General features: G+C 69.9%; 23 protein-coding genes and 1 pseudogene. 12 read left to right on the top strand and 12 right to left on the bottom strand.

The genetic code is table 11. The features are described 5' to 3' along the window. The coding region (locus tag AB4030_RS20845; RefSeq protein ID WP_442281114.1) for a hypothetical protein at positions 1-339 on the top strand (339 nt) is incomplete at its 5' end. A 120-nt stretch (positions 340-459) separates the two neighbouring features. Here AB4030_RS20845 and AB4030_RS20840 read toward each other — a convergent pair. The 3 genes from AB4030_RS20840 to AB4030_RS20830 are packed head-to-tail and all read right to left on the bottom strand — an operon-like array spanning position 460 to position 2,778. Next, positions 460-693: a lipoyl domain-containing protein gene (locus AB4030_RS20840; RefSeq protein WP_442281113.1), complete on the bottom strand. Its 234-nt coding sequence runs from the start codon at positions 691-693 to the stop codon at positions 460-462. After that, positions 690-1,736: an alpha-ketoacid dehydrogenase subunit beta gene (locus tag AB4030_RS20835; RefSeq protein ID WP_442281112.1), complete on the bottom strand. Its 1,047-nt coding sequence runs from the start codon at positions 1,734-1,736 to the stop codon at positions 690-692. Before AB4030_RS20835 ends, AB4030_RS20840 begins: the two co-directional genes overlap by 4 nt. A gap of 10 nt (positions 1,737-1,746) precedes the next feature. Continuing rightward, positions 1,747-2,778, bottom strand: coding sequence for a thiamine pyrophosphate-dependent dehydrogenase E1 component subunit alpha (locus AB4030_RS20830; protein WP_442281111.1), 1,032 nt, complete (start codon positions 2,776-2,778; stop codon positions 1,747-1,749). A gap of 342 nt (positions 2,779-3,120) precedes the next feature. On the opposite strand from AB4030_RS20830, the gene AB4030_RS20825 reads away from it, so the two are divergent. Further along, positions 3,121-4,173 carry a cupredoxin domain-containing protein gene (locus AB4030_RS20825; protein ID WP_442281110.1) on the top strand — a complete coding sequence of 351 codons (1,053 nt, stop codon included), beginning with the start codon at positions 3,121-3,123 and terminating at the stop codon, positions 4,171-4,173. A gap of 102 nt (positions 4,174-4,275) precedes the next feature. On the opposite strand, the pseudogene AB4030_RS20820 reads toward AB4030_RS20825, so the two are convergent. The 3 genes and pseudogenes from AB4030_RS20820 to AB4030_RS20810 all read right to left on the bottom strand — a co-directional run bounded on the left by AB4030_RS20820 (position 4,276) and on the right by AB4030_RS20810 (position 8,837). Further along, positions 4,276-7,383, bottom strand: a pseudogene (locus AB4030_RS20820) (DUF3427 domain-containing protein). 86 nt (positions 7,384-7,469) lie between these two features. After that, positions 7,470-8,261, bottom strand: a complete 792-nt coding sequence (locus tag AB4030_RS20815) for a hypothetical protein (protein ID WP_442281109.1) — start codon at positions 8,259-8,261, stop codon at positions 7,470-7,472. A 267-nt stretch (positions 8,262-8,528) separates the two neighbouring features. Then, positions 8,529-8,837, bottom strand: a complete 309-nt coding sequence (locus tag AB4030_RS20810; protein WP_442281108.1) for a hypothetical protein — start codon at positions 8,835-8,837, stop codon at positions 8,529-8,531. Positions 8,838-8,998: 161 nt separating this feature from the next. Between AB4030_RS20810 and AB4030_RS20805 the strand changes: the two genes are divergently transcribed. Next, positions 8,999-11,122, top strand: a complete 2,124-nt coding sequence (locus tag AB4030_RS20805; protein ID WP_442281107.1) for a bifunctional lysylphosphatidylglycerol flippase/synthetase MprF — start codon at positions 8,999-9,001, stop codon at positions 11,120-11,122. Positions 11,123-11,147: 25 nt separating this feature from the next. Here the strand turns inward: AB4030_RS20805 and AB4030_RS20800 are convergent, their stop codons facing one another. Together AB4030_RS20800 and AB4030_RS20795 are read right to left on the bottom strand one after the other, a co-directional pair. Next, positions 11,148-11,828: a response regulator gene (locus tag AB4030_RS20800; protein ID WP_442281106.1), complete on the bottom strand. Its 681-nt coding sequence runs from the start codon at positions 11,826-11,828 to the stop codon at positions 11,148-11,150. Beyond that, on the bottom strand, positions 11,825-12,991 hold the full coding sequence (locus tag AB4030_RS20795) for a sensor histidine kinase (RefSeq protein ID WP_442281105.1): 1,167 nt from the start codon (positions 12,989-12,991) through the stop codon (positions 11,825-11,827). The genes AB4030_RS20800 and AB4030_RS20795 overlap by 4 nt, the downstream gene beginning before the upstream one ends. Positions 12,992-13,204: 213 nt before the next feature. On the opposite strand from AB4030_RS20795, the gene AB4030_RS20790 reads away from it, so the two are divergent. The 4 genes from AB4030_RS20790 (at position 13,205) to AB4030_RS20775 (ending at position 17,197) form a co-directional block, all read left to right on the top strand. Beyond that, positions 13,205-13,927, top strand: a complete 723-nt coding sequence (locus AB4030_RS20790; RefSeq protein WP_442281104.1) for an ABC transporter ATP-binding protein — start codon at positions 13,205-13,207, stop codon at positions 13,925-13,927. Then, complete coding sequence (locus AB4030_RS20785; RefSeq protein ID WP_442281103.1) at positions 13,924-14,667, top strand: ABC transporter permease; 744 nt, start codon at positions 13,924-13,926, stop codon at positions 14,665-14,667. The genes AB4030_RS20790 and AB4030_RS20785 overlap by 4 nt, the downstream gene beginning before the upstream one ends. Positions 14,668-14,819: 152 nt before the next feature. Further along, positions 14,820-16,211, top strand: a complete 1,392-nt coding sequence (locus AB4030_RS20780) for an NAD-dependent malic enzyme (RefSeq protein ID WP_442281102.1) — start codon at positions 14,820-14,822, stop codon at positions 16,209-16,211. A gap of 2 nt (positions 16,212-16,213) precedes the next feature. Continuing rightward, entirely contained in the window at positions 16,214-17,197 is a 984-nt protein-coding gene (locus AB4030_RS20775) for an aldo/keto reductase (RefSeq protein WP_442281101.1), read from the top strand. Positions 17,198-17,210: 13 nt separating this feature from the next. Here the strand turns inward: AB4030_RS20775 and AB4030_RS20770 are convergent, their stop codons facing one another. From AB4030_RS20770 to AB4030_RS20760, 3 genes are read right to left on the bottom strand one after another with little or no spacing between them, the layout of a single operon-like run. Further along, positions 17,211-17,462: a hypothetical protein gene (locus tag AB4030_RS20770; protein ID WP_442281100.1), complete on the bottom strand. Its 252-nt coding sequence runs from the start codon at positions 17,460-17,462 to the stop codon at positions 17,211-17,213. Continuing rightward, positions 17,459-18,202: an RNA polymerase sigma factor gene (locus tag AB4030_RS20765; RefSeq protein WP_442281099.1), complete on the bottom strand. Its 744-nt coding sequence runs from the start codon at positions 18,200-18,202 to the stop codon at positions 17,459-17,461. Before AB4030_RS20765 ends, AB4030_RS20770 begins: the two co-directional genes overlap by 4 nt. Then, complete coding sequence (locus tag AB4030_RS20760) at positions 18,202-18,474, bottom strand: hypothetical protein (protein ID WP_442281098.1); 273 nt, start codon at positions 18,472-18,474, stop codon at positions 18,202-18,204. The genes AB4030_RS20765 and AB4030_RS20760 overlap by 1 nt, the downstream gene beginning before the upstream one ends. 179 nt (positions 18,475-18,653) lie before the next feature. On the opposite strand from AB4030_RS20760, the gene AB4030_RS20755 reads away from it, so the two are divergent. The 3 genes from AB4030_RS20755 to AB4030_RS20745 all read left to right on the top strand — a co-directional run bounded on the left by AB4030_RS20755 (position 18,654) and on the right by AB4030_RS20745 (position 20,771). After that, a complete protein-coding gene (locus tag AB4030_RS20755) occupies positions 18,654-19,115 on the top strand; it encodes a hypothetical protein (protein WP_442281097.1) in 462 nt (153 codons plus the stop codon). A 35-nt stretch (positions 19,116-19,150) separates the two neighbouring features. Then, positions 19,151-19,789: a GTP cyclohydrolase I FolE gene (gene folE, locus AB4030_RS20750; RefSeq protein ID WP_442281096.1), complete on the top strand. Its 639-nt coding sequence runs from the start codon at positions 19,151-19,153 to the stop codon at positions 19,787-19,789. Between the two features lie 124 nt (positions 19,790-19,913). Then, a complete protein-coding gene (locus tag AB4030_RS20745; RefSeq protein WP_442281095.1) occupies positions 19,914-20,771 on the top strand; it encodes an SDR family oxidoreductase in 858 nt (285 codons plus the stop codon). A 13-nt stretch (positions 20,772-20,784) separates the two neighbouring features. Here AB4030_RS20745 and AB4030_RS20740 read toward each other — a convergent pair whose 3' ends face one another. Continuing rightward, a complete protein-coding gene (locus AB4030_RS20740) occupies positions 20,785-21,192 on the bottom strand; it encodes a transferase (RefSeq protein WP_442281094.1) in 408 nt (135 codons plus the stop codon). A gap of 225 nt (positions 21,193-21,417) precedes the next feature. Between AB4030_RS20740 and AB4030_RS20735 the strand changes: the two genes are divergently transcribed. Together AB4030_RS20735 and AB4030_RS20730 are read left to right on the top strand one after the other, a co-directional pair. Next, the gene (locus tag AB4030_RS20735; protein ID WP_442281093.1) at positions 21,418-22,428 is read left to right on the top strand and encodes an aldo/keto reductase family protein; all 1,011 of its coding nucleotides are present in this window, start codon (positions 21,418-21,420) and stop codon (positions 22,426-22,428) included. Positions 22,429-22,545: 117 nt separating this feature from the next. Then, complete coding sequence (locus tag AB4030_RS20730) at positions 22,546-24,210, top strand: NERD domain-containing protein (RefSeq protein ID WP_442281092.1); 1,665 nt, start codon at positions 22,546-22,548, stop codon at positions 24,208-24,210. Positions 24,211-24,233 lie beyond the last annotated feature (23 nt).

Raw genomic sequence — 24,233 nt, 5'->3', positions numbered from 1 at the left:
TACTCCTCGGCGGGGGAGACCCATGTGAGTGTCGATGAGCTGGCCGGGGTCACCGGGGTCGACACGAGCGCGGGCGCGACCGGGACCGGGACGGCCTTCAGTTCCGGGTCGGTCACCACGGCCCAGCCGAACGAGATCCTGTTCGGGGTCGTAGGGGTGGAGTCTGCTGCGACCGTGCCGGCCTGGGCGGCTGGCTGGAGTGGGCTGCCGAACCTGAGCGTGTCCACTGATGACCTGGCGACGGCCTTCCGCGTCACGACCGCGACGGGTGCCTACACCGCGTCGGGCACCAGCGGAGGCCAGTGGATGGCCGCCATCACCGCCTTCAAGACGAGCTGACCTGACACCAGGTAGTCCTTCTTCCGGTGACGAAGGGCCCGGGCGGCGTCCCGTCCGGGCACTTCATTGCTGCCGGCTCGAAGTCGAAGACCTACGTCTCGGCCGGAGAGTCGAGGATCTCTAGTCGATCCGGGCGATCGGAGCTCCCTGCACCACGCTGGCCTCCTCGTCGACGAGCAGATGGACGACGCCGGCCACCGGCGCGATCACCTCCGCGGCAACCTTGTCGACCTGCACCTCCGCGATGAGCTGGGCGGCCGAGACGGTCGCGCCCTCCAGCACGAACCACGTGGCGAGCACCCCCACGGCCTGCGGCGACTCCTTGGACAGGGCCGGGAACAGGACGTCGGTCATATGGCCACCGCGCGGCGCACCGCCTCCTCGATCCGCTCCGGCCGCGGCAGCACGGCGTACTCGAGCACGTGGGCATACGGGATCGGGACGTCCGGCACGGCCACCCGCTGCACGGGGACCCGCAGCAGCGTCGGGTCGTGGTCGGTGACCGTGGCCACGACCTCACCCGACAGCCCGAACGAGCGGTAGTCCTCGTCGACGACGACGAGCCGGCCGGTCTTGGACACCGACTCGAGGATCGCCTCGCGGTCGAGCGGTACGAGGCTGCGCAGGTCGACGACCTCGACGTCGATCCCGTCGGCGGCGACCTTCTCGGCCACGTCGAGCGCGTGGTGCACCGACAGCGAGATCGTCACGACCGTGACGTCACGGCCCTCGCGCGCAACGGCCGCCTTGCCGATCGGCACGACGTGCTCACCTTCGGGCACCTCTCCGATCGAGCGGGCGTTCTTCGCCATCCAGGGCAGACCCATGACGCCCTTGTGGAACATGTAGACGACAGGGTTGTCGTCGCGGATCGCGGACGTCATGAGGCCCTTTGCGTCGGCTGGGTTGCTCGGCACGACGACCTTCATCCCGGGCAGGTGCGCGAACGTACCCCAGAGGCACTGCGAGTGTTGGGCGCCGTCGGAGTAACCGCCGCCGACGGCCGTGGTCAGCACCATCGGCACCGTGACGTGGCCGCCTGACTCGAAGTGGATCTTGGCCATGTGGTTGTAGATCTGGTCGAGGCAGACGCCCATGAAGTCGGCGAACATCAGCTCGACGATGGGTCGCATGCCCTCGACGGCGGCGCCGATGCCGAGCCCGATGAAGGCGCTCTCGGAGATCGGGGTGTCGATGATGCGGTCAGGGCCGAAGCGGTCGACCAAGCCCGTCGTCGAGCTGAAGATGCCGCCGTAGGCGCCGACGTCCTCGCCCAGGTAGACGACCGCGGGGTTGCGCTCCATCTCCTGGGCGATCGCCTCGACCATGGCCTTTGAGGTCGTCAGTCGGCGGTTGGTCGCCGGGGTGGGGGCAACGGGGGTGTCAGTGATGGTCATCGTCGTCTCCTCAGGCGAACACGTGGGACGTCGCCGACGCGGCGTCGGGCAGCGGGCTGTTCTTGGCGTAGGCAACCGCGTCCTCGACGCGTTCGCTGGCCGCGGCCCGGATCCGCTCCACGGCGTCGTCGTCGAGCAGCCCGGCATCGCGGAGCCGGCGCTCGTAGCGGGGGATGGGATCGTGCTCCGGCACCTCGGCCAGCTCGGGCCGGTAGCCCTGCGCGTCGCCCTCGAAGTGCCCCCACATGCGCAGGGTGTGCACCTCGATGAGGCTGGGGCCGGCACCGGATCGGGCACGAGCGACGGCCCGCTGCGCGGCGGCATACACGGTCTCGACGTCGTTGTCCTCGACGCGCTCACCAGGTATGCCGTAGGCCGCGGCGCGGTCGGCGTTCGACGGGATCGCAGTGGCCACGTCGCGGGGCACCGAGATCGCCCAGTCGTTGTCCTCGACGACGAAGACGACCGGCAGCGACCATCGCGCCGCGAGGTTGAGCGACTCGTGGAAGGCGCCCTGGTTGGCGGCCCCCTCGCCGGTGACCGCTACGGCGATCCGGTCGGTTCCCTTGCGCTGGAAGGCGAATGCCTGGCCGAGAGCAGGCGGGTAGCCCTCCGCGATGATGCCCGAGCAGGAGAAGTGGGTGGCGGGGTCGAAAAGGTGCATGTGACCGCCGCGCCCACGCCCGAGGCCGGTCTCGCGCCCGAAGATCTCCGCGGTCATCCGATGCAGGTCCATGCCGTGAGCGATCGCGAGGTGGTGGGGGCGGTGCGTCGCGGTCACCGCGTCGTCAGTGGTCAGATGGGCGCAGACCCCGGCAGCGACAGGCTCCTGGCCGGCGGACAGGTGCATCTCGCCGGGCACGAGCCCCTTGCCGATGTCGAAGCCGGGCCCCTTGTCGGCGTGGTACTCGCGAAGGATGGCTTCCTCGTAGGTCCGGCACAGGACCATCGTCGAGTAGAGCCCGAGACGAGCCTCAGCGTCGAGCGTGTCGCCGGGAGCGAGCTCGTCGGTGGGGGACGGGGGTTGGGCGTGCGTCGTCATGACGACCTCCAGATGCCCGGGCGATGGTGGAGGGATGGCGCCTCGGGGAGTGGGGCGACGAGACCGGCGCGGCCGTCCCGGGGAACCGGCTGGCCACTGTCCAGCGTAGGCATCCTGCGCGCCGCCGTTGAGCAAAGCGGAGGATTCTCAGGCAGGCTACGGCGCTGCCTTTCACGCGCGAGCCCGTGCACAGGGTGCGTCGTGGTCCCGCGTAAAGGCTTTGCGCCCCAGTGGAGTTCATCGCAGTGGCGCAAGGCTGTGAGCCCGGTCCAAGTCTTCGTATCGAGCACTTTGTCGGTGGATTCGGCGTAAACGTGTCTTCTCGTTCTTTGCCTTCGGGCCGTGCCGCGCCGGTCCTACAGTGGTCTGTCCCCCCGGCCGCTTTCGGCCGTGACCGGAAGCGCGCCACTCACCCACGGGCCGAGGAGGCCTGGCATGAAGAAATCCCGTTTGTCGCATCGAATCCGGTTGGTGGTCGCCGCTCTCTGTGCCGCGGCGCTGGCCCTGTTCCTGGTTCCTGGGGTCGCCGCCCAGGCCAGAACGAGTACGGATCGTGACGTCCGCACCTGGAACGTGCAGGTCGGTCAGGAGTCGCCCGACGACGCCATCCAGGGAATGGCGTTCCTTCCGGGCACGATCTGGATCAATGTCGGAGACCGGATCACGTGGACGGCGATGGCAGGGGAGATCCACACGGTGACGTTCCTGGCGAAGGGCCACTCGCTGACGCCCTTCGACCCCTCGGACCCGACCATGCTGTTCCGTCAGGGCGGCCGGCACTATGACGGCGTCTCCTACTACAACTCGGGCATCATGACGGACGAGTCCGATTCGGGCTTTTCGGCATCGCGCACCTACACCCTCACCTTCGACAAGGCCGGCACCTTCACCTACTGGTGCCTCGTCCACGGCACGATGATGAAGGGAGTGGTGAATGTCCGAGCTGCCGGCACGCACTACCCCTACTCACAGGCGCAGTACGACCGGTCGAGCGCCGCGCAGGCTGAGCGGATCCTCGCAGACGGCCGGAGGCTCTGGTCCAAGACGGCGGCACTCGCCACGAACCGGACGGTCTTCGCCGGCGCCGATGACGGCGTGGCCATGGTCATGCGGTTCATCAGGCCGACGGTGCACGTGCGCGTCGGCCAGAGCGTCACGTTCCGCAACGTGGGCATGGCGGCGCCACACACCGTCACCTTCGGACCGGAGAAGGCCAACATCTTCGTTCCGTATGGCGACCCCACCCACTTCAGGGGTGCTCAGCTGAACTCGGGCATCATCCCGCCCGGTGGGTCCTTCACCGTGACGTTCACCAAGGCCGGCACGTACGCCTACATCTGTGCCCTGCACGACTATCTGGGCATGACGGGCACCGTGGTGGTCAGCAACCGGTAGACGGCTCACCACTGAGCCGCGCACGGGCCACGCGCCCACGGCGGACTCAGCGCCGGAGAGGGGCTCGGACTCGTTCGAGCCCCCCTCGCGATGGCGAGCAGTTCACGCAACGACGCTTGCAGCCGTGAACTGGTCCGCGGGCATGGGCGTTCGAAGTCGCCACGTGATGGCGATGGGCCGCTCGCCCCTATGTTCCACGTAACTGGCCTCGCCGAGGAAGAGGTACGGTGCGCCGCCGCCGAAGTCGGTCACCTTGGACTCTCGGACGAAGAGCAGCACGTGCGAGCCCTGTCGCTCATGGTTGAGGTAGCGCTGCCCCGTCTTCGACGCCACGGTGGTGCCTGACTGCGACTCCCAGTGGAAGAGCGTCGGGCTGATGGCGTAGTCGCGATACATCGTCGTGGGGGAGTAGTCGGCTTCGGACTTGTTCAGGGTGATGAAGAACGCGTCCGCGTCGGCGGCCGCCGAGAACAGCACTCCTTCGCGGAAGCTGTTCGGCTTGCGGCCCTCGAGAGCGACATAGTCAAGGGCTGCCACAGCCTCTTCACGGGTGTAGCGGGCGTGGACGCGAAGGGGGCGTGGCGCGAGGTCCCCGGTGAGGGTCCCAGTCACGTGCGAGGCGCGCTGCAGCCCGAGTTCCACCACTGCCCTGAGGTCCTCGAGGACGGCGCGCTCGTGATGCAAGGCGTGGAACGCCTCGTCGTACGACCCGAAGCCGCCACCGTCGGGGAAGAGCGAGAAGAAGAGCATCCGGGCGAATGCCTGTAGCTGCGGGTCAGCATCGCCATAGGTGTGCGCGTCATCGGACAACCACCAGAGGTACGCACCAGCGCGGCTGGGGTCATCGACGTGGGTGAGGGTGCGCACCCGCTTCAGCAGCGTGGTCTCGAGCGCGCCGCCCTCAGGTACGCCGACGCCTGCCTCGCGGCGCAGCCGCGTCCACGACCGGTCTGACCTCACGACATCCGCCAGCTCGACTCCGGAATCAGCGAGGAAGACGCTGAGGTCGGTGGTCGGGTGGGCGCGTAGTTCAGCGGTGATCGCGGTCCATCGGTTGGACGCCTGTTCGCGGATGTTGCGAAGGACGAGCTCCTCGCTGAGTCGGTCGAGGACGAGCTGGGTGCCGGCCGGCAGGAACGGGAAGCCCTCCTGGATCTCGCGCGCGAGCTGAGTGCGAGTGGCTCCTGTGATGGCGCGGAACCTCTGGTCGAAACGGAACTCCTTGCGGTGGTGTCCCACGAAGTCCACGGCTGTCAGGACTGCTTTTCCCGGGGCCCGTCGCAGGCCACGCCCGAGCTGTTGGAGGAAGACCGTCGAGCTCTCCGTGGGACGCAGGAACAACACGGTGTTGATCGAGGGAACGTCGACGCCCTCGTTGAAGACGTCGACCGTGAAGAGTGCCTGAACCCGTCCAGCCCGCAGGTCCGCGACATGGCGCTCACGCTGGGCTGCCGGGGTGTCGCCCAGGACTGCAGCCGACGCGATGCCAGCTCGGTTGAAGACATCAGCCATGTAGCGTGCGTGATCGCGGCTGACGCAGAAACACAGAGCGCGCATGCCGTCGAGGTCCAGCACCTTGTCGCGAAGAGCCTTGAGGATCAAGCGGGCTCGCGCGTCGTTGCCGGTGAACAACTGCGACAGCGACTGGACGGCATACGCGCCGTTGGTCCAGTCGACAGAGCGCAGGTCGGTGCCGTCGGCGACCGCGAAGTAGTGAAAGGGCGTGAGCAGCTCTGCCTTCAGGGCGTCCCACAGTCTCAGCTCCGCGGCGACCCGGCCGTCGAAGAACGCCCGCACGTCGGTGCCGTCACCGCGCTCCGGCGTCGCGGTGAGGCCGAGGAGCTCGTCGGGCCGGAGGTGGTCGAGGATCGCCTTGTAGGTGCGAGCCTCTGCGTGGTGGAACTCGTCGATGACGACGACCGAGTACGCATCGGCTGGGAGATTGGTGATGCCGTATGCCGTGAGCGACTGGACGGATGCGAAGACGTGACCCCATCGCTCAGGGCGGGCGCCGCCGACGTAGAGCTCACCGAAGTCGGCGTCGTTCAGAACCTCTCGGTACGTGCGCAGGGACTGTTCGAGGATCTCTCGACGGTGAGCGACGAAGAGCAGTGTCGGTCGGTTCCCTCCTCGTTCGCACAGGCGTCTGTAGTCGAGGGCGGCCACAACGGTCTTGCCGGTTCCCGTTGCTGCGACAACGAGATTCCGATGCCGACCGTGCACGATGCGCTCAACGTCCAGCTACTCGAGCATCTCGGTCTGGTGGGGATAGGCGCGCACCTCGAGACCAGAGAGCGACAGGGTGACGCGGTCGTGGGTGCGGCGACCCGAGGCCTCGGCCAGCGCATCGTCGAGGCGGTCCCGGTCGCGTTCGGGGTCATAGCGCTCGAAGGTCGCGTCGTGCCAGTAGCTGTCAAAGGTCGCCCGGAACTTCTCGATCAACGACGGAGTGGCGATCGCAGAGAGTCGAACGTTCCACTCCACTCCGTCCAGCAGGGCCGCACGCGACAGGTTGCTCGATCCGACGTAGGCCGTGTCGAAGCCGGTGTTGCGTCGAAACAGCCATGCCTTGGCGTGGAGGCGAGTCCGCAGTGCGTCGTACTGGACCCTCACCTCCGCGCCGAACTCGCTGACGAGGCGGTCCAGGGCCGCTCGCTCCGTGGCCCCCATGTACGTCGTGGTGATGATGCGGAAGGGCACCCCACGATCGCGGAGCTCACGCAGCTGGGTCTCGATCACGCGAATCCCGTGCCACTTGACGAAGGCCATGATGACGTCGACGCGATCTGCGGTCGGGATCTCCGCTCTCAGCTCATGCCCGATCCCCGGCTCGCCTGAGGCATTGGTCAGGAGAGCGGCGTCTGACAGCGGCGTGGCCGGTCGGAGAGTCGACCGGTGCGGGTGATGGTTGCCCGCGTAGGACACGGTCAGCAGCTGGCGCGATGTGTCAACGACCGCGTCCTCGTCGGAACCGAGAACGCCCAGCACTCGGTTGACCAGGCTCACGCGAAGCTCCGGGTTTCGCTCACTGCGCAGAACGCGGGCCACCGCCTGGGCCACGTGCCGGCTGAGGACCTCCGGCTCATCTGCGTCGGCCACCGCTGCCCGCGGTGCGTCGACGTCTCCAGCCTCGTCGAGGCGCTTCTGGAGATGAGCCGTGATGAGACTCTCGTAGACGCCCTCGAGCAGACTTCCCCCGTCACTGGTCATGGCGGGCAGCTTGCCACGGCAAGGGGCGCAGAGCGGCTCGCTCGGGGCCGTGTCGAAGGGGTCGACGTCGAGCGGCTACGAGACGCTCAGACCCCTGGTGCGCAGGGACCCTTTCCGAGCGCGGCGAGCCCTGCCCTGTCCCCGGCGCCGAGCTGGCCCGCGAAGAGCGGGCCCGAGGGACCGCCACGACTCGGGGTGCGCTCACCCCCGAACATCAGCTGTGCAGGGTCGGTGACGTGAGCCGCTCCGAGGACGTGACCGAGCTCGTGCATGATCACACCGCGGGCACCGTTCGAGCTGCCGGCGGAGACTCCTGACATGAGGGTGGGAGTGTCCAGCCAGACGGTGCCGGTGACGTAGGTCAGGCGTCCGTGCGTATCGCGCCATGGGCGGCCGCCACCCAACCCCGCCACGCGCCCGGCGAGCCCAGGAGACTCGCTCTCGTCGCTCCACGCGATGAGGACAGGCGCCCAACGCTGTCCATAGCGTTCTGGCTGGAACGCCTGGCGCTGCTCGGAGGGTGCTTCGTCGGTGAGGCCGTCGTTGACGAACTTCAGTCCCGTGGCCGCCGATATCTGGGCAACGGCCTCGTCGACGAGGCGGGCGCCCCCTGGACCCGCGGCGGCTGTGCGCGTCACATAGTGGATCGGGCGACAGGGATCGAACGTGACGGGCTCGTCAGTACCCGTCTGCATCATGGAGAAGCCATACGTTTCGCTACCGGCGGGTGCTGCGTGCACAGGTGGCAGGAGCCGCGTCCCGGCGAACTCGACACCCGCCGGCGGGATGCCCTCGCCCATCGGGCGCTCGGCCCGAGCCGGGAACAACCGGGCGACGTTGGCGGGACCCCACAGGGCCGCGACCACGATGAGCACCACGACTCCCGTCCCCAACCGCGGATGCCGAAGCCACCACGGACCGGTCGCGGCTGCCCGTCGTCCTGACCTCTGAGCTGTCGGCGTCCAGTCACGGGGTCCGACGGCTGAGCCGGCAGACGAGGGCCACAGCACGGCGCCTCCGTCCGAGGTTGCGTCGAGCCGATCCAGGCGTTCGAGTGCCTTGGTCATGCGACGTCGCCGTCGCCCCGGTCCACCCGTCAGCGCGTCGACGTGACGACGCCACCCCCCTGAAGCCATGTCGGCAGGCTAGGCACCTTTGAGACGAATCGCGCCGGTTTCGGTAGAAGTGCCCCGTACGTCCGTGGACGGTCGCGCCCCACCAGCCGCGACGGGATCGAGCACGTCGTGGGCGTCGACGTCGGCAGAGCCGCGGCAGCGCTGCTCGTCGTGGAGGAGGAGGTGGTCGTGGAGGCCGACGAGCTGCTCGACGAGACGCTCGCACCGGACGCGGTCGTTGCGGGGGGAGCGGATCCGCCTGACCCACAGGCGCCCAGCGTCGTGGAGACCGTGGCGGCGACGGGTGAGCATGCGCAGCCGCCCGATGCTGCTCGTCATCCTCCCTCCCCTCCACGTGAGCCTCGATTCCATTGGACGGCCACCCGCTCGAAGCGGAGCGCCGATGTGCCCGACCTGACAGCTCCGTCGCGCGGTGGCAGCCGCCTCACGACATCGGCCAAAGCCTCGACGCGAGCAGTCCGCGGCGGGAGCATGGAAGCATGTCTCGTCTCCGGACGGTGACGCGTCGCCTCCCTCTGACGAGCACCCTCGTGGTCGCCGTCTTCGTGCTGTCGCTGTGGTCTCGAGCCCTGTGGAGTCCCCTCCGCGGTCAGCCGTTGCGCGACTCGGCGACCTACGGTCTGCCGGCCCTCCACCAGGGCTCGTGGTGGACCGTCCTCACAGGCGCGTTCTTCGCCGTGGAACCGCAGCAGTACGTGCCGATCCTGCTGGGGCTCATGATCTTCGGAGGTTTCACGGAGTGGCGGCTCGGGACCTTGCGGTGTGCGGTGGCCCTGTTGTCCTGCCACGTGGTCGCCGTCGTGGGTGCGGCAGTCCTGCTGGAGGTGACCCGAGACCACGGCTACGAGTGGACCACCGCGCTCTCCCTGGTCCGGGACGCCGGTCCGTCGGCGGGTTTCCTCGGCGCGGCCGCTGCCGCCTCCGTCACCCTGACCCCGCCCTGGCGCGGGCGCGTCCGCACCCTGCTCGTGGCGTACGTCGTGCTCTTCGTCATCCACATGGGGGCGTTGGCCGACCTCGAGCACGTACTGGCAGTGGGGTTCGGCCTGCTCCTCGGTCCGTTCCTCGTCGGCCGCGCGCCGTCGCTGACCTTCAGGCACCTGACCCGCCGGGACTTCCGGCTGCTCGCCTCCGGCTTCTTCCTCGTCGCTGCCGCCGAGGTCCTCCTGCGGCCCTTCACCACCGCCGACGGTCCGTTCGCGGTCACCATGACACCGGAGGCGCGGGCCGAGCAGCTGACCCAGACCGACATCGTGCTCGGCGTCGTCCAGGCCGTGCTCTGGCTCTGGCTCGCCCGGTCGCTCTACAAGGGTCGGCGCTGGGCCTGGCGCTGGGCGGTGGGGCTGCTGGTCGTCGTCATCGTCATCCAGATCCTCAACCTCGGCTACATGGTGGTGGTCGGGGAGCGAGGCCTGCTCGCCGCCGGCTGGGAGCTCCTCGGCAACGCGCTCGGCCTCTCGGTCTGTCTCGTGGGCCGCCACGCCTTCCGCAACCCGTCCGTCCGCCGAGCGCGTCGCACCAGTGGCAGCCTGGTGGCGCCGGCGGACGACGACCAGCGCTCGCGGGCCACGCGGCTGTTGCGGGAGGAGGGCACGGTCAACCGGCTCGCGTGGATGACGACCTGGCCGGAGAACCGGTGGTTCGCGCCGCCCTCGATGCATGGATACGTGGCGTATCGCGTGCACGCCGGCGTCGCCCTCGGCCTCTGCGACCCCGTCGGCTCCTCCGAGGAGGAGCGGTCGGAGCTGCTCGGCGAGTTCGCGAATGCCGTGCACGGGCAAGGCCTGGTGCCCTGCCTCTTCACCGTGACCGCCGAGACCTCGCGCCACGCGCGCGCCCAGGGCTGGCACTCGCTCCAGGTGGCGGAGGAGGCGTGGATCGAGCTGCCCACCCTCGACTTCGTCGGCAAGTCGTGGCAGGACGTCCGGACGGCCATGAACCAGGCCGCCAAGCTCGGGATCCGCTTCCGGATCGGCCCGCTCGCAGACATGCCGCGTGGGATCCAGATGCAGGTGAAGGCCATCTCGTCCGAGTGGGTCGAGGACAAGGGCCTGCCCGAGATGGGTTTCACGCTCGGCGGGGTCGACGAGGCCCTCGACCGCAGTGTCCGCGTCGGTCTCGCCATCGACGGGGACTCGACGGTGCACGGCATCACGTCGTGGATGCCGTTCCATGCGAGCGGAGGGGGTGACCCCGCCGGCTGGACCCTCGATGTCATGCGGCGACTGCCTCGTGGCTTCCGCTACTCCATGGAGTTCCTCATCGCGTCGGCCTGCGTGACCTTCAAGGAGGAGGGCTGCCCCGTGGTCTCCCTCTCCGGAGCGCCCCTCGCCCGCACCTCTCCGCCTGCCGGTGAGGAGTCCCTCGACCGGGGCACGCTCGACAGCTTCCTCGACCGGCTCGGTGCGTCTCTGGAGCCCTACTACGGATTCCGTTCCCTGCAGGCCTTCAAGTCGAAGTTCCAGCCGCGCTACGAGCCGCTCTACCTCGTCTTCCCCGACGAGGCAGCGCTCCCGCGCATCGGACTGGCGCTCAGCCGCGCCTACCTGCCGGACGCGGGGATGCGCGACTTCGTGACCCTGGCACGCTCGAGTCGAGGGTGACCGGCACCGGCGACGCCGGACGTGCTCAGGCGCCGTGGGGCTCGACGAGGCCGCTCTCGTAGGCCAGCACCACGAGCTGCGTCCGGTCACGAGCCCCGAGCTTCATCAGCAGCCGGCTCACGTGCGTCTTGGCGGTCGCCGGTGTCACGAAGAGCTGCTGGCCGATCTCCTGGTTCGACAGGCCGCGCGCGACGAGGACCAGCACCTCCTTCTCTCGCTCGGTGAGGCCGTCCAGGGACCCCATCGCTTCCCACCGCGCCACGCCGGGCGACGCCTGCCGGCGCACGAACTCCGCGATGAGCTGCCGCGTGACGCTCGGCGCCAGCAGCGACTCGCCCTGTGACACCACCCGGATCCCGTCGAGCAGCTGGGCCGGTGGAGTGTCCTTGAGCAGGAAGCCGCTGGCTCCTGCGCGCAGCGCCCCGAAGACGTAGTCGTCGAGGTCGAACGTCGTCAGCACGAGGACACGCGTCCCCACGCCGAGTCCAGCGATCGCGCTCGTTGCCTCGAGCCCGTCCATGACGGGCATCCGGATGTCCATGAGCACGACGTCGGGCTCGAGCTCGCGCACCAGCGCCACGGCCTCCGCGCCGTTCTCACCCTCGCCGACCACCTCCAGGTCGGGCGCGGAGTCCACCAGCAGGTGGAAGGCGCCCCGCACGAGCGCCTGGTCGTCCACCACCACGACCCGCACCGGCGCGCTCACGACGACCCCCCGGCATACGGCAGCCGGGCCCGCACCCGGTAGCCCCCACCCGGACGGGGTCCCGCCTCGAACTGCCCGCCGTAGAGCTCCACGCGTTCGCGCATCCCCAGCAGACCGTGTCCCGACCCACCGCTCTGCGGCGGCCCGAGGTGCTCCTCCGGCCGGCCGCCGTCGGTCACCTCGACCTCGACCCCGTTCTCGCCACAGGAGATTCGCACGTGCGCGACTGCGCCGCCGTGCTTGATGACGTTCGTCAGGGACTCCTGGACGACTCGGTATGCCGCCAGGTTGACGCCCGCGGGCACGTCGGCGACGGTGCCGCTCGACTCGAGGGTCACCCCCAGCCCGGCCGCCCGCGTCTCCGCGACCAGGCCCGGGATGTCGGTGAGTCCGGGCATGGGACGCGTCGCGGCGACCTCGTCGCCCCGGCGAAGCACCCCGAGCATCCGGCGCAGATCGACGAGCGCGTCGCGGCTGGTGGTCTCGATGACCGCGAGAGCCTGTCCGGCAGCCGCCACGTCGGTGTCGATGACATGACGCCCCACGCCCGCCTGGACCGCGACGACGGACATGGAGTGGGCGACGATGTCGTGCAGCTCGCGCGCGATGCGCAGCCGCTCGGCCGCCACCGCCGCACGGGCGCGGTCCTCCCGCTCGCGCTCGAGCAGCCGGGTCCGCTCCTCCATCGCCGTCCAACGCAGACGCCGCTGTCGCAGGTTGTCACCGGCGAGCCAGGCGACCGCCGTGGCGAGCAGCGTCGACACGACGTCGCTGGGCGTGACCACGCCGGCCGGCTGCGCGGCGAGGGCCACGACGAAGGCTGCCACCGACGCCGCGAGCGCGACGAGCGAGTCCCGGCGACCGCCGTGCAGGGCGAGCCCGAACAGGAGCACGAAGACGCTCACCCCCGGGAACGCCGCGTAGTGCAGCAACGAGAAGGCGAGCAGAGCTGCCAGGACCACCGCGAGAGCCCCCCACGGGTAGCGGCGGTGCACGGCATACGGCGCCGTCAGCAGCAGGGCGAGCGCCCACGCCCAGACGTCCGCCGGCCGCTGGGCAGCGCCTGGGGTGGCGCCGAACGAGAGGACCAGCACGACGAAGAGCCCGACGGCCACGACGGCGTCGGTCAGCCGCGGGTCGAGGCCTCGCCGAGGTCGGGGCATGCGCCACTCCATACCTGCACAGTAGGGAGCGACCGACCGCGTGGGATCGGCTTCGGGGCGTACGCCTGAGGGTGTATGCCGTCGTGCCCGCCGTCCTGCAGCCATCCCCGAGGTGCAGGCGGAGGATCGGCCGCCCGGCCGACGACTCGGGCGACCCCCGGACCGGATCGTTGGTGTCAGCCACACCGGCACCGAAGACAGGAGCTCACCACCATGCCCACCCTCTCGTTCCACCAGCTCAGCAAGCAGTACGGCTCGGTCACGGTCCTCGACCGCTTCACCGCGACGGCGTTGCCCGGTCGAGTCACCGCGTTCCTGGGCGTCAACGGCGCGGGAAAGACCACCAGCATGCGGATCATGCTCGGCCTGGCCGAGCCGACCAGCGGGACGGCGACCATCGACGGGGTCCGTTACAGGGACCTGCCGCACCCGACCCGCGTCGTCGGCGCGGTCCTCGACCAGGGATTCCATCCGAACCGCTCGGCCCGCAACCACCTGCGCCTGACCGCGAGGCAGGCCGGAGTGCCTGCGAACACAGCCGATTCGCTGCTCGAGCGTTTCGGTCTCGGGGCTGCGGCGGCCCGTCGGGTCGGCGGGTTCTCACTGGGGATGCGCCAACGGCTGGCCCTCGCCTCGGCGCTCGTGGGTGACCCGTCGGTCCTCATCCTCGACGAGCCGCTCAACGGTCTCGACCCGGACGGCATCCGCGAGATGCGTCACTTCCTCCGGTCCTTCGCGGACGCGGGCGGCACGGTCTTCCTCTCGAGCCACCTGCTCACGGAGGTGGCAGCCGTCGCCGACGACCTCGTCGTCATCCACGGCGGCACCCTTGCCGCAGCCGGGCCGGTCGACGCACTCGTCACCGACGACACGGACCTCGAGTCCGTCTTCCACACCCTGATCCACCCCACCGACACGCAGGAAGTCTGGTCATGAGAAACCTTGTCTCCCTAGAGCTCTACAAGCTCCGAACGACCCCCGCAGCCTGGGTCAGCCTGGCCGTCACCCTGGTGCTCGGCACGGCATCGGTCGCGTCGAACGCGCTCGTTGCCAGCCCGGGCGGGCCGGCTTTCGGCTCCACCGACCACGTCAACCACGCGCTCTCCGTCTCGGCGCTCACCTCCATGGTGATGCTGGCGGTCGGCGTCCTCATCGTCGCTGGGGAGTACCGCCACCGGACGGTCATGCAGACCTTCCTCGCCGAGCCACGCCGGATGCGGGTGCTGGCGGCCAAGGCGGCGACCGCCCTGGGTCTCGGCGCGATCCTCGGCGCGGGCACGTTCGGCATCGCCTACGGGGAGGCCCTGGCGATCTACGGCGCTCGTGGCGTTCACTCGCTGCCGGTCGACGTCGCCCAGCTGTGGATCGGCGTCACCGTGGCCACCGCCCTGTACGGTCTCGTCGGCGTGGCCCTCGGTGCGCTCACGCGAAACACCGTCGCTGCCATCATCGGCGCCATCGCCTGGGTGATGGTCATCGAGGCCGGCATCCTCGGCAGCCTCGTCCCGGACGTCGCCCACTGGCTGCCCGCCGGCGCTGCCATCGCCCTGACGAGCGTGGGCACGGCAGCCCAGGGCGCACTGAGCCCGACGGCTGCGGCCCTGGTGCTCGCGGGATGGGCGCTGCTGATCTCGGGGATCGCGGCGCGGTTCAGCCTCCGGCGCGAGGCGCACTAGCAGCTCCCTCCAGCACGCCACAGCACCGCGCAGCACCGCACAGCACCGCAGGGACCGTGCACCACGTCGATGGTCGACGTTGTGCACGGTCCCTTGCCGTTGCGGGTGGAGGATGAGGCATCGGCAACGTTGCATCGCGCGAGAGGACTGTCATGGCCATCCCGAGTCCCGGCTACTCGATCACGGTCCGGGTCGAGGTGCCGGCCGCGGCCAACGCGACCGCGGCCCTCACGACAGCCGTCGCCTCGACGGGTGGCGCGCTCACTGCCCTCGACGTCGCGGAGAGCCGGACCGATCGCCTCGTCGTCGATGTCACCTGCGACACGAGGGACGAGGCCCACGGGCACCTCATCACCGATGCGATCGCGGCCATCCCCGGTGCCGTGGTCCGCAAGGTCAGTGACCAGACGTTCCTGCTCCACCTCGGCGGCAAGATCGAGGTCAACCCCAAGGTGCCGCTCAAGCACCGCGACGACCTCTCGCGCGCCTACACGCCCGGAGTCGCGCGCATCTGTCTGGCCATCGCCGAGCACCCCGAGGACGCCCGCCGCCTGACCATCAAGCGCAACACCGTCGCTGTCGTCACCGACGGGTCGGCGGTGCTCGGTCTCGGCAACATCGGCCCGCTCGCAGCCCTGCCGGTCATGGAGGGCAAGGCGGCGCTCTTCAAGCAGTTCGGCGGCGTCGACGCGTGGCCTGTCTGCCTCGACACCCAGGACTCGGACGCCATCGTCGCCACGGTGCAGGCGATCGCGCCTGTCTACGGCGGCATCAACCTCGAGGACATCTCTGCGCCAAGGTGTTTCGAGATCGAGGCTCGACTGCGGGAGCTGCTCGACATCCCCGTCTTCCACGACGACCAGCACGGCACGGCGATCGTCGTCCTCGCGGCCCTGAAGAACGCGCTCCGGGTCGTCAACAAGTCCATCGACGACGTGCGCATCGTCGTCTCCGGCGTCGGCGCGGCCGGTCACGCGATCATCCGCCTCCTGCTCACCCAGGGCGCGCGCGACATCGTCGCGTGTGGCCGCACGGGTGCGGTACACAACGGCGGAGAGGGGATGGAGCCCTTCCGCCAGTGGATCGCCGACCACACCAACCCCCGGCGTCAGAGCGGCACCCTCAAGGAGGTCCTCGTCGGCGCCGACGTCTTCATCGGCGTCTCGGCGCCGGACCTGCTCACCGGCGACGACATCGCGACGATGGCGCCGGACGCGATCGTCTTCGCCCTCGCCAACCCGGTCCCCGAGGTCGACCCGATCGCCGCCAGCGAGCACGCGGCGGTCGTGGCGACCGGTCGCTCCGACGCGCCGAACCAGATCAACAACGTCCTCGTCTTTCCCGGCTTCTTCCGCGGGCTCCTCGACGCCCACGTCTCCGAGATCACCGACGCGATGATGGTCGCGGCTGCCTCGGCGATCGCCGACTCGGTCCATCCCGGCGAGCTCAACGCGAGCTTCATCATCCCGAGCGTCTTCGACGCCAGCGTCGCCCCGGCGGTGGCGGCCGCCGTGCTTCGTGTGGCGGGTCCGGCCCGGCTCTGACCATGCAGACACGTCAGCTCGGTCGCGCCGGTCGTCAGGTCTCCGTCGTCGGTCTGGGCTGCTGGCAGCTCGGCGCCGACTGGGGCGACGTCGACGAGTCCGACGCCATGGCCGTCCTCCACGCGGCGGTCGATGACGGCGTCACCTTCCTCGACACCGCGGACGTCTACGGGGACGGCCGCAGCGAGACGCTCATCGGCAGGCTCCTCGCCGAGCGCCCCGACGCAGGGCTCACAGTCGCGACGAAGATGGGCCGCCGGGCCGATCCCCACGTGCCCGAGGCATTCACGATCGAGGCCTTCCGGGCCTGGACCGACCGCAGCCGTCGCAACCTCGGCGTCGACCGCCTCGACCTCGTCCAGCTGCACTGCCCGCCGACACCGGTCCTCTCCGACGATCGCGTCTACGATGCCCTGGACACCCTCGTCGACGAGGGTGCGATCGCGGCATACGGCGTCTCGGTGGAGACGTGCGACGAGGCGCTCACTGCGGTCGCCCGACCCAACGTCGCGACCGTGCAGATCATCCTCAACGCCTTCCGGCGCAAGCCGCTCGAGCAGGTGCTGCCCGCTGCTGCGGCCGCCGGGGTCGGGGTCATCGCTCGCGTGCCGCTCGCGAGCGGGCTGCTGTCGGGCAGGTACGACGAGAGCACGACCTTCGCGCCCGGGGACCACCGGACGTACAACCGTGGCGGTGACGCCTTCGACGTGGGGGAGACCTTCGCCGGCGTGCCGTTCGAGGTCGGAGTGCGGGCCGCGCGGCGGGTGACGGCACTGGCGCTGCCGCACCCTGCCGCCCAGGTGGCGCTGCGCTGGATCCTCGACCAGGCCGGCGTCAGCACCGTCATCCCCGGCGCCCGCAATGCGGCACAGGTGCACGGCAACGTGGCTGCGGCGACCCTCGACCCGCTCGGCGACGAGGTCCTCGACGGGCTGCGGGACATCTACGACGAGGAGATCCGCGAGCACGTCCACAGCCGCTGGTGACCTGGTCGGGTCGTCACCGCGCTCTCAAGAGGTCGATGAGCGACCGTGCCTCCTCGTCGCAGGCGGCACACCCGCGCAGGTGCGTGGTCATCGCATCGTCGCGGTGCTGCGGGTCGTGGACCGACGCCTCGGCATAGGTGTCCATCTGCTCGAAGCACTCCTCGCACGAGAGCCAGGGCGTCGTGTCCTGCAGGAGCGACTCGACCGCCTGCTCGGTCAACGCAACGGGTCGCGGTCGGGGGCGGGGTCGGGGTGTCTGGCTCATCGCGTGCCTGCCGAGGGGGTGGGGTCGTGATCTGTCTGGGGAGTCCGGGGTGAGTGTGCCTGTGACGCAAGGAGATAGCCCTTGGCGGTGAGCTCGCGTCGGAGGCGGGAACGCACGTCGTGGAGTGTCTTGTAGAGGGCCCCGCGGCTGGTGCCGAGTCGTTCGGCGAGGACGTCGATGGGGACTGCATCGACGAGGAGCGCGACCGCGATGCGTCGTTGGTAGGGGGTGAGGACCCGGCTCATCGCCTGGGCCACTGCGCCCGCGAGGTCGGTGCCTTCCGCGGACAGCTCCGGACCGTCGTGTGCAGGTGACGGCTGCTCGAGGTCGCGCAGCTCGACCTCGCGGTGCTGCCACTGCAGGCGCCGCACCTCGGTCGCCGCCTGGAGGATGGCGAACTTGAACGCCCACGTCGTGAAGCGGCTCCTGCCCTGGAAGGTGTGCAGCTTGCCGAGGAGCGCGGTCATGGCCTCGTCCGCCGCCTGGTTGACGATGACGTCAACCGCACCGGGCGAGGGGTCGGGCAACGCTGCCCGCATGCGCCACACCTGGTGACCGGCCGCGCGGATCATCAGCGAGTGGAGCTCGCGCAGCGCCGACACCTGGCCAGGACCGGTGCCGCCGAGCGCGGCGACCCAGTCCACGGTGTCCGCCTCGCCGATCCGAGCGCCGGCAGAGTCCCCGTCCGACGATGAGCGGACGCCGACGGAGGACGGGTCGTCCCTTTCCACGGCCGTCATCAGCTCGCCCTCGGCTCGTCGATGTGTACAGCGGCGTCCACGTCGTCGAGAGGCGAGAGGATCCGTGCCGCGAGCTCGGGCGGGCAGCCGGCGTCGACGAGCTCGAGCAGGGCGTGCAGGTCGATGTGCTTGCCGGCCAGCGACCTGGCCAGGGCGGCCGGGAACCCGGCCTCGCGCAACCGGCACCAGCGCCACTGGGCGACGTCGAGCGGGGGCCCTGACGAGCGGCAGGGCGCCGGTGATGGGCGGGGGCGGAACTGGTCGGTGATCATGCTCTGTTTGCCGCCGCGAGCGGCTCCCGTCTTACCGGCGACGGACCTCGCACCGCCGGTAAGACCTGTGGTCCCTGACCGCGCTAACACTCCGTCAGCGTCCCACCGTCGCGCCTCGATGTCCTCGATGTCCTCGAGAGCGGCAGGTCGGACACCGCGTCACCTGTCCAGGAGGACACATGGTCACCATCGGAAGCCACCGCTCGATCCTCGAGCGCCAGGCACGCACCCCATCGCAGGGCAGCGACCCGGCATACCAGGCGTACGCCGTTCTGCGGACGGCCTTCGTGGTCGCGCCGATCGTCTTCGGACTCGACAAGTTCGCGAACGTCCTCGTCGAGTGGGACCAGTACCTCGCTCCCGTCCTCTCGCGGCCACTGCCGGTCACGCCACACCAGGCCATGTATGCCGTGGGCGTCGTCGAGGTCGTCGCCGGCCTCGTGGTGGCGTTCCACCCTCGTCTGGGCGCTCTCGTCGTGGCCGCCTGGCTCGGCGGGATCATCGTCAACCTGCTCCTCCTCCCCGGCTTCTACGACGTGGCGCTGCGCGACTTCGGGCTGCTGCTCGCGGCCGTGGCGCTGCAGCGGCTGGCCACCCGCTTCGACCCGCGGCCCCTGACGTGGCCGCTGCGCCGCGGCTGAGCCGTCATGCCCGCACCCCAGGAAGGACCCATCCCGTGAATCCGTCACTCTTCCGGCCAGAGGCCACGCCCCCGGCGCACCAACGCACTCGCACATGGTCGGGCACCGGCGCCGTCGCGGAACCGGACCTCGAACGTGCAGCGGCCGGAGCGCGCATCCTGTTGGAGGCCCTGGGCGTCGACCTCGACAACGAGTCCTTGGCCCGCACGCCGGAGCGGATGGCGGCCTCCCTGGCCGAGCTGATGAGCCCCAGACCCTTCCACCTGACGACGTTCCCCAACGACGGCGGCTACGACGAGCTCATCGTCGCGAGAAGCATTCCGCTCCGATCGCTGTGCGAGCACCACATGCTGCCGTTCGTCGGGACCGCCCACATCGGCTACCTGCCGGGCACGCGCATCCTCGGGCTGTCGAAGCTGGCTCGGGTCCTCGAACACTTCGCCTCGCGCCCGCAGGTGCAGGAGAGGCTGACGGTCCAGGTGGCCGACTGGTTGAGCGCCCAGCTCTCACCCGTCGGCGTCGGCGTGGTCATCGAGGCCGAGCACCTGTGCATGACCCTGCGGGGCGTGCAGGCTCCGGGGACCACGACCATCACGTCGAGCCTGCTCGGAGTCCTGCGTGAGGACTCCCGCTCCCGCGCCGAGTTCCTCGCCCTGACCCGGTCGCCCGGCTGAGCGGCATACGGATCGACGCAACCGGCTGACCGCGTATGCCGTCCGGTGGCAGCCTGAGGGGGACGCGAGGTCCACCCGCGCCGCGTGTCCCGCGCCAAGGGGCAGTCCCGGAAGGACAACGGCCATGATCGCGGTCATCGGCGGCACCGGCCGCCTCGGTCGTCTCGTGTCGGCACGCCTCGTCGAGGCAGGTGAGCACGTCCGAGTCGTTGCGAGGTCGGCGACGAGCACCGCGGTCCCGGGGATGGAGTTCGTCGCCGCCGACCTGCGCGACCCGTCGACCCTGGCGCCCGCGCTCAACGGCGTCGACACGGTCGTGGCGGCCGCCCACGGCATGTCGCCGGCCGCGGGGGAGTCGCCGGCCGAGGTCGACCGCGACGGCAACATCGCCCTCATCGAGGCATCGAGGACGCGTGGAGCCGATGTCGTCCTCGTCTCCGTCGTCGACGCGTCGGCGCACCACCCGATGGAGCTCCACCGGATGAAGTGGGCGGCCGAGCAGCACCTGCGGGCGAGCGGCGTCGCCTGGACCATCGTGCGAGCGTCGGCCTTCGCCGAGATGTGGATCGAGATGCTCGCCGAGACGGCGGCCGGTGGCAAGGGGCCGCAGGTCTTCGGCGACGGGACCAACCCGATCAACTTCGTCAGCGTCGAGGACGTCGCTGTCGCCGTCACCCGTGCGGCCACGGACCCCTCCCTGCGCGGGCAGGTGATCGACGTCGGGGGACCTGACGACCTCACCCTGAACGAGCTCGCAGGGATGGTCCGCCCAGACGTGGCTCCCCGTCACCTGCCACGTCTGGCGCTGCAGGTCATGGGTCAGGCCGCCCGACCCGTCCGACCGTCGATGGCCCGTCTGGTGCGCATGAGCCTGGCCATGGATCGCGCCGACCTGCGCTTCGACGCGTCAGCCGGCCACGCGGCATACCCCTGGCTGCCGTGCACCCCGGTGCACGACCTCGCGCACGCAGCGACCGGCTGAGACCGGGGTGAGCTCAGGCCGCGTGGCGGCGCGGGGAGCTCGAGCGGACGACAGCACCAGGTCGAATGACGTCGTCGCTGTCGACGCGCGCCCCGTCCCAGACGTGCGCGTCGGCGCCGATCTTGGCACGCGCACCGATCCGGGCGTCCCGGCCGATCACCGCGCCGGGAGCGACGTGCGCGGTGGTGCCGACGCTGGCCCCGTCGTGGACGACCGCGCCGCGGTCGATCCAGGCGCCACCGGCGATACGGGCGCCCTCTCCGACGACCGCTCCACGGTCGACGTAGGCGTGCTCGCCGACGAAGGCCGTCGGGGCGACGTGGGCGTGCGACTCGACGAATCCGCCACCGTTGTCGTGGCGGGCGTAGCGCAGCATGGTTCCGTTGTCCTCTTCGAACTCCTCATACTTCCTTCGCCTCATGGTGCACCCCCTTCTGGTCCGGGCATGAGCACTCTGCCCACGCGTTCCTCGTGCGGATCAACGTTCAAGTAAGAATGAAGATTCCGCGGTCACCGGCGCTTCTGCACCGGCTCTCGATCAACGTTCTTACCCGCACCGACAGTTCCAGCCACGCCCGATTCGTCCCGTCTCACCAGGCGACCAGGCGCCTCTGGCGGTGTCGGCAGGGCGGCATACGGTAGACGAATGAACTTCCGATACCTCGGCAACAGCGGACTCAAGATCTCCGAGATCACCTACGGCAACTGGCTCACGCACGGCTCGCAGGTCGAGAACGACGTGGCCACCAAGTGCGTCCGGGCCGCGCTCGATGCCGGCATCAGCACCTTCGACACCGCCGACGTCTACGCCAACACCAAGGCCGAGAGCGTCCTCGGCGAGGCCCTGAAGGGCGAGCGGCGCGAGAGCCTCGAGATCTTCACGAAGGTCTACTGGCCCACCGGCCCCGGCGGCAAGAACGACACCGGGCTGTCGCGCAAGCACATCATGGAGTCGATCAACGGGTCGCTCGAGCGGCTCCAGACCGACTACGTCGACCTCTACCAGGCCCACCGCTACGACACCGAGACGCCGCTCGAGGAGACGATGCAGGCCTTCGCCGACGTCGTCCGCCAGGGCAAGGCGCTCTACATCGGCGTCAGCGAGTGGACGGCAGACCAGATCCGCGAGGGCGTCACTCTCGCGAAGGAGCTCGGCTTCCAGCTCATCTCGAGCCAGCCGCAGTACTCCATGCTGTGGCGCGTCATCGAGGACGAGGTCGTGCCGACGTGCGAGGAGCTCGGCGTCAGCCAGATCGTGTGGAGCCCCATCGCGCAGGGCGTCCTGACCGGCAAGTACCAGCCCGGCCAGCAGCCGCCGGAGGGCTCGCGTGCCGCCGACGAGAAGGGCGGCGCCGACATGATCAAGCGGTTCATGAACGACGACGTGCTGACCCGCGTGCAGAACCTCAAGCCGATCGCCGACGAGGCCGGCCTGACGATGGCCCAGCTCGCCGTCGCCTGGGTGCTGCAGAACCCGAACGTCGCAGCCGCGCTGGTCGGCGCCTCGCGTCCCGAGCAGGTCGCCGAGAACGTCAAGGCCGCCGGCGTGAAGCTCGAGCCCGAGCTCATGACGAAGATCGACGACGTCCTCGGCGACATCGTCGAGAAGGACCCGGGCAAGACGAAGGAGACTGCGCCGCAGCAGCGCGTCGCCTGACGCTCGCTCCCTGAGCAGGGCATCACCACCGAGGGCGTATGCCGTCCGCCGCGTTCCGCTGGGACGCGCCGGACGGCATACGCCCTCCGTGTCACCCCGAGCGGCTAGCGTCGCGCCATGGTCAGGGTCACGGGGGAGACACCGCGCTTCGCGCACGAGTCGGAGCGGGTCGTGTGGGACCTGCTGCAACGGCAGAAGGACGCCGACTGGATCGTGCTGGCCAACCAGCGGCTGACGACCGCGAAGAAGGACCATGAGCTCGACCTCGTCGTGCTCATGCCAGGCGAGGGCGTCGTCGTCGTCGAGGTCAAGGGCGGGTCGGTCTGGGTCGACGAGCAGGGGCAGTGGCGCCAGGGCAACCGGCGGGACAACCTCGTCCATCCCGTTGACCAGGCCCGCGACGGCAAGTACGCCCTGCGTGAGTACGTCGAGCGCGACCCCCGGTGGCGCGACTCGTCCCGTCGGCGCATCCGGTGGGGCCACGCGATCGTCTTGCCCTTCAGCGATCTCGCGGACGACTTCGCCACGCCGGACTGTCCTCGGTGGACCATCTCGGGCAGGGGCGACCTCGACCACCTCGCCGAGCGACTGCGCGACGTCGTGGCTCGGCAGGAGACCGCGTGTCGTCGCCCGGATGAGGACGACCTCGACCTCGTCGTCGAGATCCTGGCCGGACGGAGCCTCCCCCTCCACGACGTGGCCGCCGAGGCCGACGACCGCGAGGCTGTCGCGGACCGCCTGACGCAGGAGCAGGCCGCCCTCCTATCGGTGACCCGGCTCATCAACCGGATGGAGATCCGCGGGGGAGCCGGCAGCGGCAAGACGATCCTCGCCCTCACCCAGGCCAAGGACCTGACCCGCGGGCAGGGAGAGCGCAGGTCGCAGCGTGTCGCTCTCGTCTGCTACTCGATCGGGCTCTCGCAGTACTTCAAGCGACAGCTCGCCGGGGTGCCGCGCCACCACCGACCCGCGTTCGTGGGGTCGTTCGAGGACCTCGCCAACGAGTGGGGCATCGACACGGCGTCGCACGACCGCAACGACGCCGTCTTCTGGGAGCGAGACCTGGCGGCGCGCATGACCGAGATCGCCGCAGGCCTGTCTGACGGCAAGAAGTTCGATGCCGTGATCGTCGACGAAGCACAGGACTTCGCCGACCACTGGTGGCACCCGCTGATGAAGGCGCTGCGCGACGAGGACGAGGGCGGCCTCTACGTCTACTCGGACGAGAACCAGCGGATCTTCGCCCGTTTCGGTCAACCACCGGTGCCGCTCGTCCCGCTGGTGCTCGACCACAACTTGCGCAACACCCAGCAGATCGCTCGGGCGTTCGGGCCGCTCGCCCCCATGCGGATGCACCTGCGCGGGGGGCCGGGCGCCGACGTCCGCTTCGTGCCGTGCGCTCGCGAGGATGCGATCAGCAGCTCCGACGACCAGGTGGACCTGCTCCTCGAGGAGGGCTGGCAGCCGCAACACGTGGCGCTGCTGACCATGGGATCACGCCACCCCGCGCAGGTCGAGCGGCAGGAGGCCGACGGACACGTCGGCTACTGGCGCTCCTTCTGGGACAACGACGATGTCTTCTACGGCCACGTCCTCGGCTGCAAGGGCCTCGAGCGTCGGGCCGTCGTGCTCTGCGTCAACGCGAAGAACACCGATCGCGCACGCGAGATGCTCTACGTCGGCATGTCCCGTGCCACGGACGAGCTCGTCGTGGTCGGCGAGCCCGGCTTCATCCGCGAGATCGGCGGCGACCAGGTGGCGCACCGACTCGGCATCTGCTGATCTTCGTCGTCGAAGCCTGAACA

The organism is Terrabacter sp. 2YAF2, from assembly GCF_052114705.1.
Classification (GTDB): Bacteria; Actinomycetota; Actinomycetes; order Actinomycetales; family Dermatophilaceae; genus Terrabacter.
The sequence above is the reverse complement of the archived record's forward strand: the minus strand, read 5'-3'. Positions and strand labels throughout refer to the sequence as shown.

Excerpts from the sequence above, each read along its gene's own strand:
- AB4030_RS20755 (WP_442281097.1), top strand. The coding sequence starts at position 18,654 with ATGGTCACCATCGGAAGCCACCGCTCGATCCTCGAGCGCCAGGCACGC.
- AB4030_RS20730 (WP_442281092.1), top strand. The coding sequence starts at position 22,546 with ATGGTCAGGGTCACGGGGGAGACACCGCGCTTCGCGCACGAGTCGGAG.
- AB4030_RS20760 (WP_442281098.1), bottom strand. The coding sequence starts at position 18,474 with ATGATCACCGACCAGTTCCGCCCCCGCCCATCACCGGCGCCCTGCCGC.
- AB4030_RS20770 (WP_442281100.1), bottom strand. The coding sequence starts at position 17,462 with ATGAGCCAGACACCCCGACCCCGCCCCCGACCGCGACCCGTTGCGTTG.
- AB4030_RS20830 (WP_442281111.1), bottom strand. The coding sequence starts at position 2,778 with ATGACGACGCACGCCCAACCCCCGTCCCCCACCGACGAGCTCGCTCCC.
- AB4030_RS20745 (WP_442281095.1), top strand. The coding sequence starts at position 19,914 with ATGATCGCGGTCATCGGCGGCACCGGCCGCCTCGGTCGTCTCGTGTCG.
- AB4030_RS20765 (WP_442281099.1), bottom strand. The coding sequence starts at position 18,202 with ATGACGGCCGTGGAAAGGGACGACCCGTCCTCCGTCGGCGTCCGCTCA.
- AB4030_RS20810 (WP_442281108.1), bottom strand. The coding sequence starts at position 8,837 with ATGACGAGCAGCATCGGGCGGCTGCGCATGCTCACCCGTCGCCGCCAC.
- AB4030_RS20790 (WP_442281104.1), top strand. The coding sequence starts at position 13,205 with ATGCCCACCCTCTCGTTCCACCAGCTCAGCAAGCAGTACGGCTCGGTC.
- AB4030_RS20775 (WP_442281101.1), top strand. The coding sequence starts at position 16,214 with ATGCAGACACGTCAGCTCGGTCGCGCCGGTCGTCAGGTCTCCGTCGTC.
- AB4030_RS20785 (WP_442281103.1), top strand. The coding sequence starts at position 13,924 with ATGAGAAACCTTGTCTCCCTAGAGCTCTACAAGCTCCGAACGACCCCC.
- AB4030_RS20795 (WP_442281105.1), bottom strand. The coding sequence starts at position 12,991 with ATGCCCCGACCTCGGCGAGGCCTCGACCCGCGGCTGACCGACGCCGTC.
- AB4030_RS20740 (WP_442281094.1), bottom strand. The coding sequence starts at position 21,192 with ATGAGGCGAAGGAAGTATGAGGAGTTCGAAGAGGACAACGGAACCATG.
- AB4030_RS20840 (WP_442281113.1), bottom strand. The coding sequence starts at position 693 with ATGACCGACGTCCTGTTCCCGGCCCTGTCCAAGGAGTCGCCGCAGGCC.
- AB4030_RS20835 (WP_442281112.1), bottom strand. The coding sequence starts at position 1,736 with ATGACCATCACTGACACCCCCGTTGCCCCCACCCCGGCGACCAACCGC.
- AB4030_RS20735 (WP_442281093.1), top strand. The coding sequence starts at position 21,418 with ATGAACTTCCGATACCTCGGCAACAGCGGACTCAAGATCTCCGAGATC.
- AB4030_RS20780 (WP_442281102.1), top strand. The coding sequence starts at position 14,820 with ATGGCCATCCCGAGTCCCGGCTACTCGATCACGGTCCGGGTCGAGGTG.
- AB4030_RS20805 (WP_442281107.1), top strand. The coding sequence starts at position 8,999 with ATGTCTCGTCTCCGGACGGTGACGCGTCGCCTCCCTCTGACGAGCACC.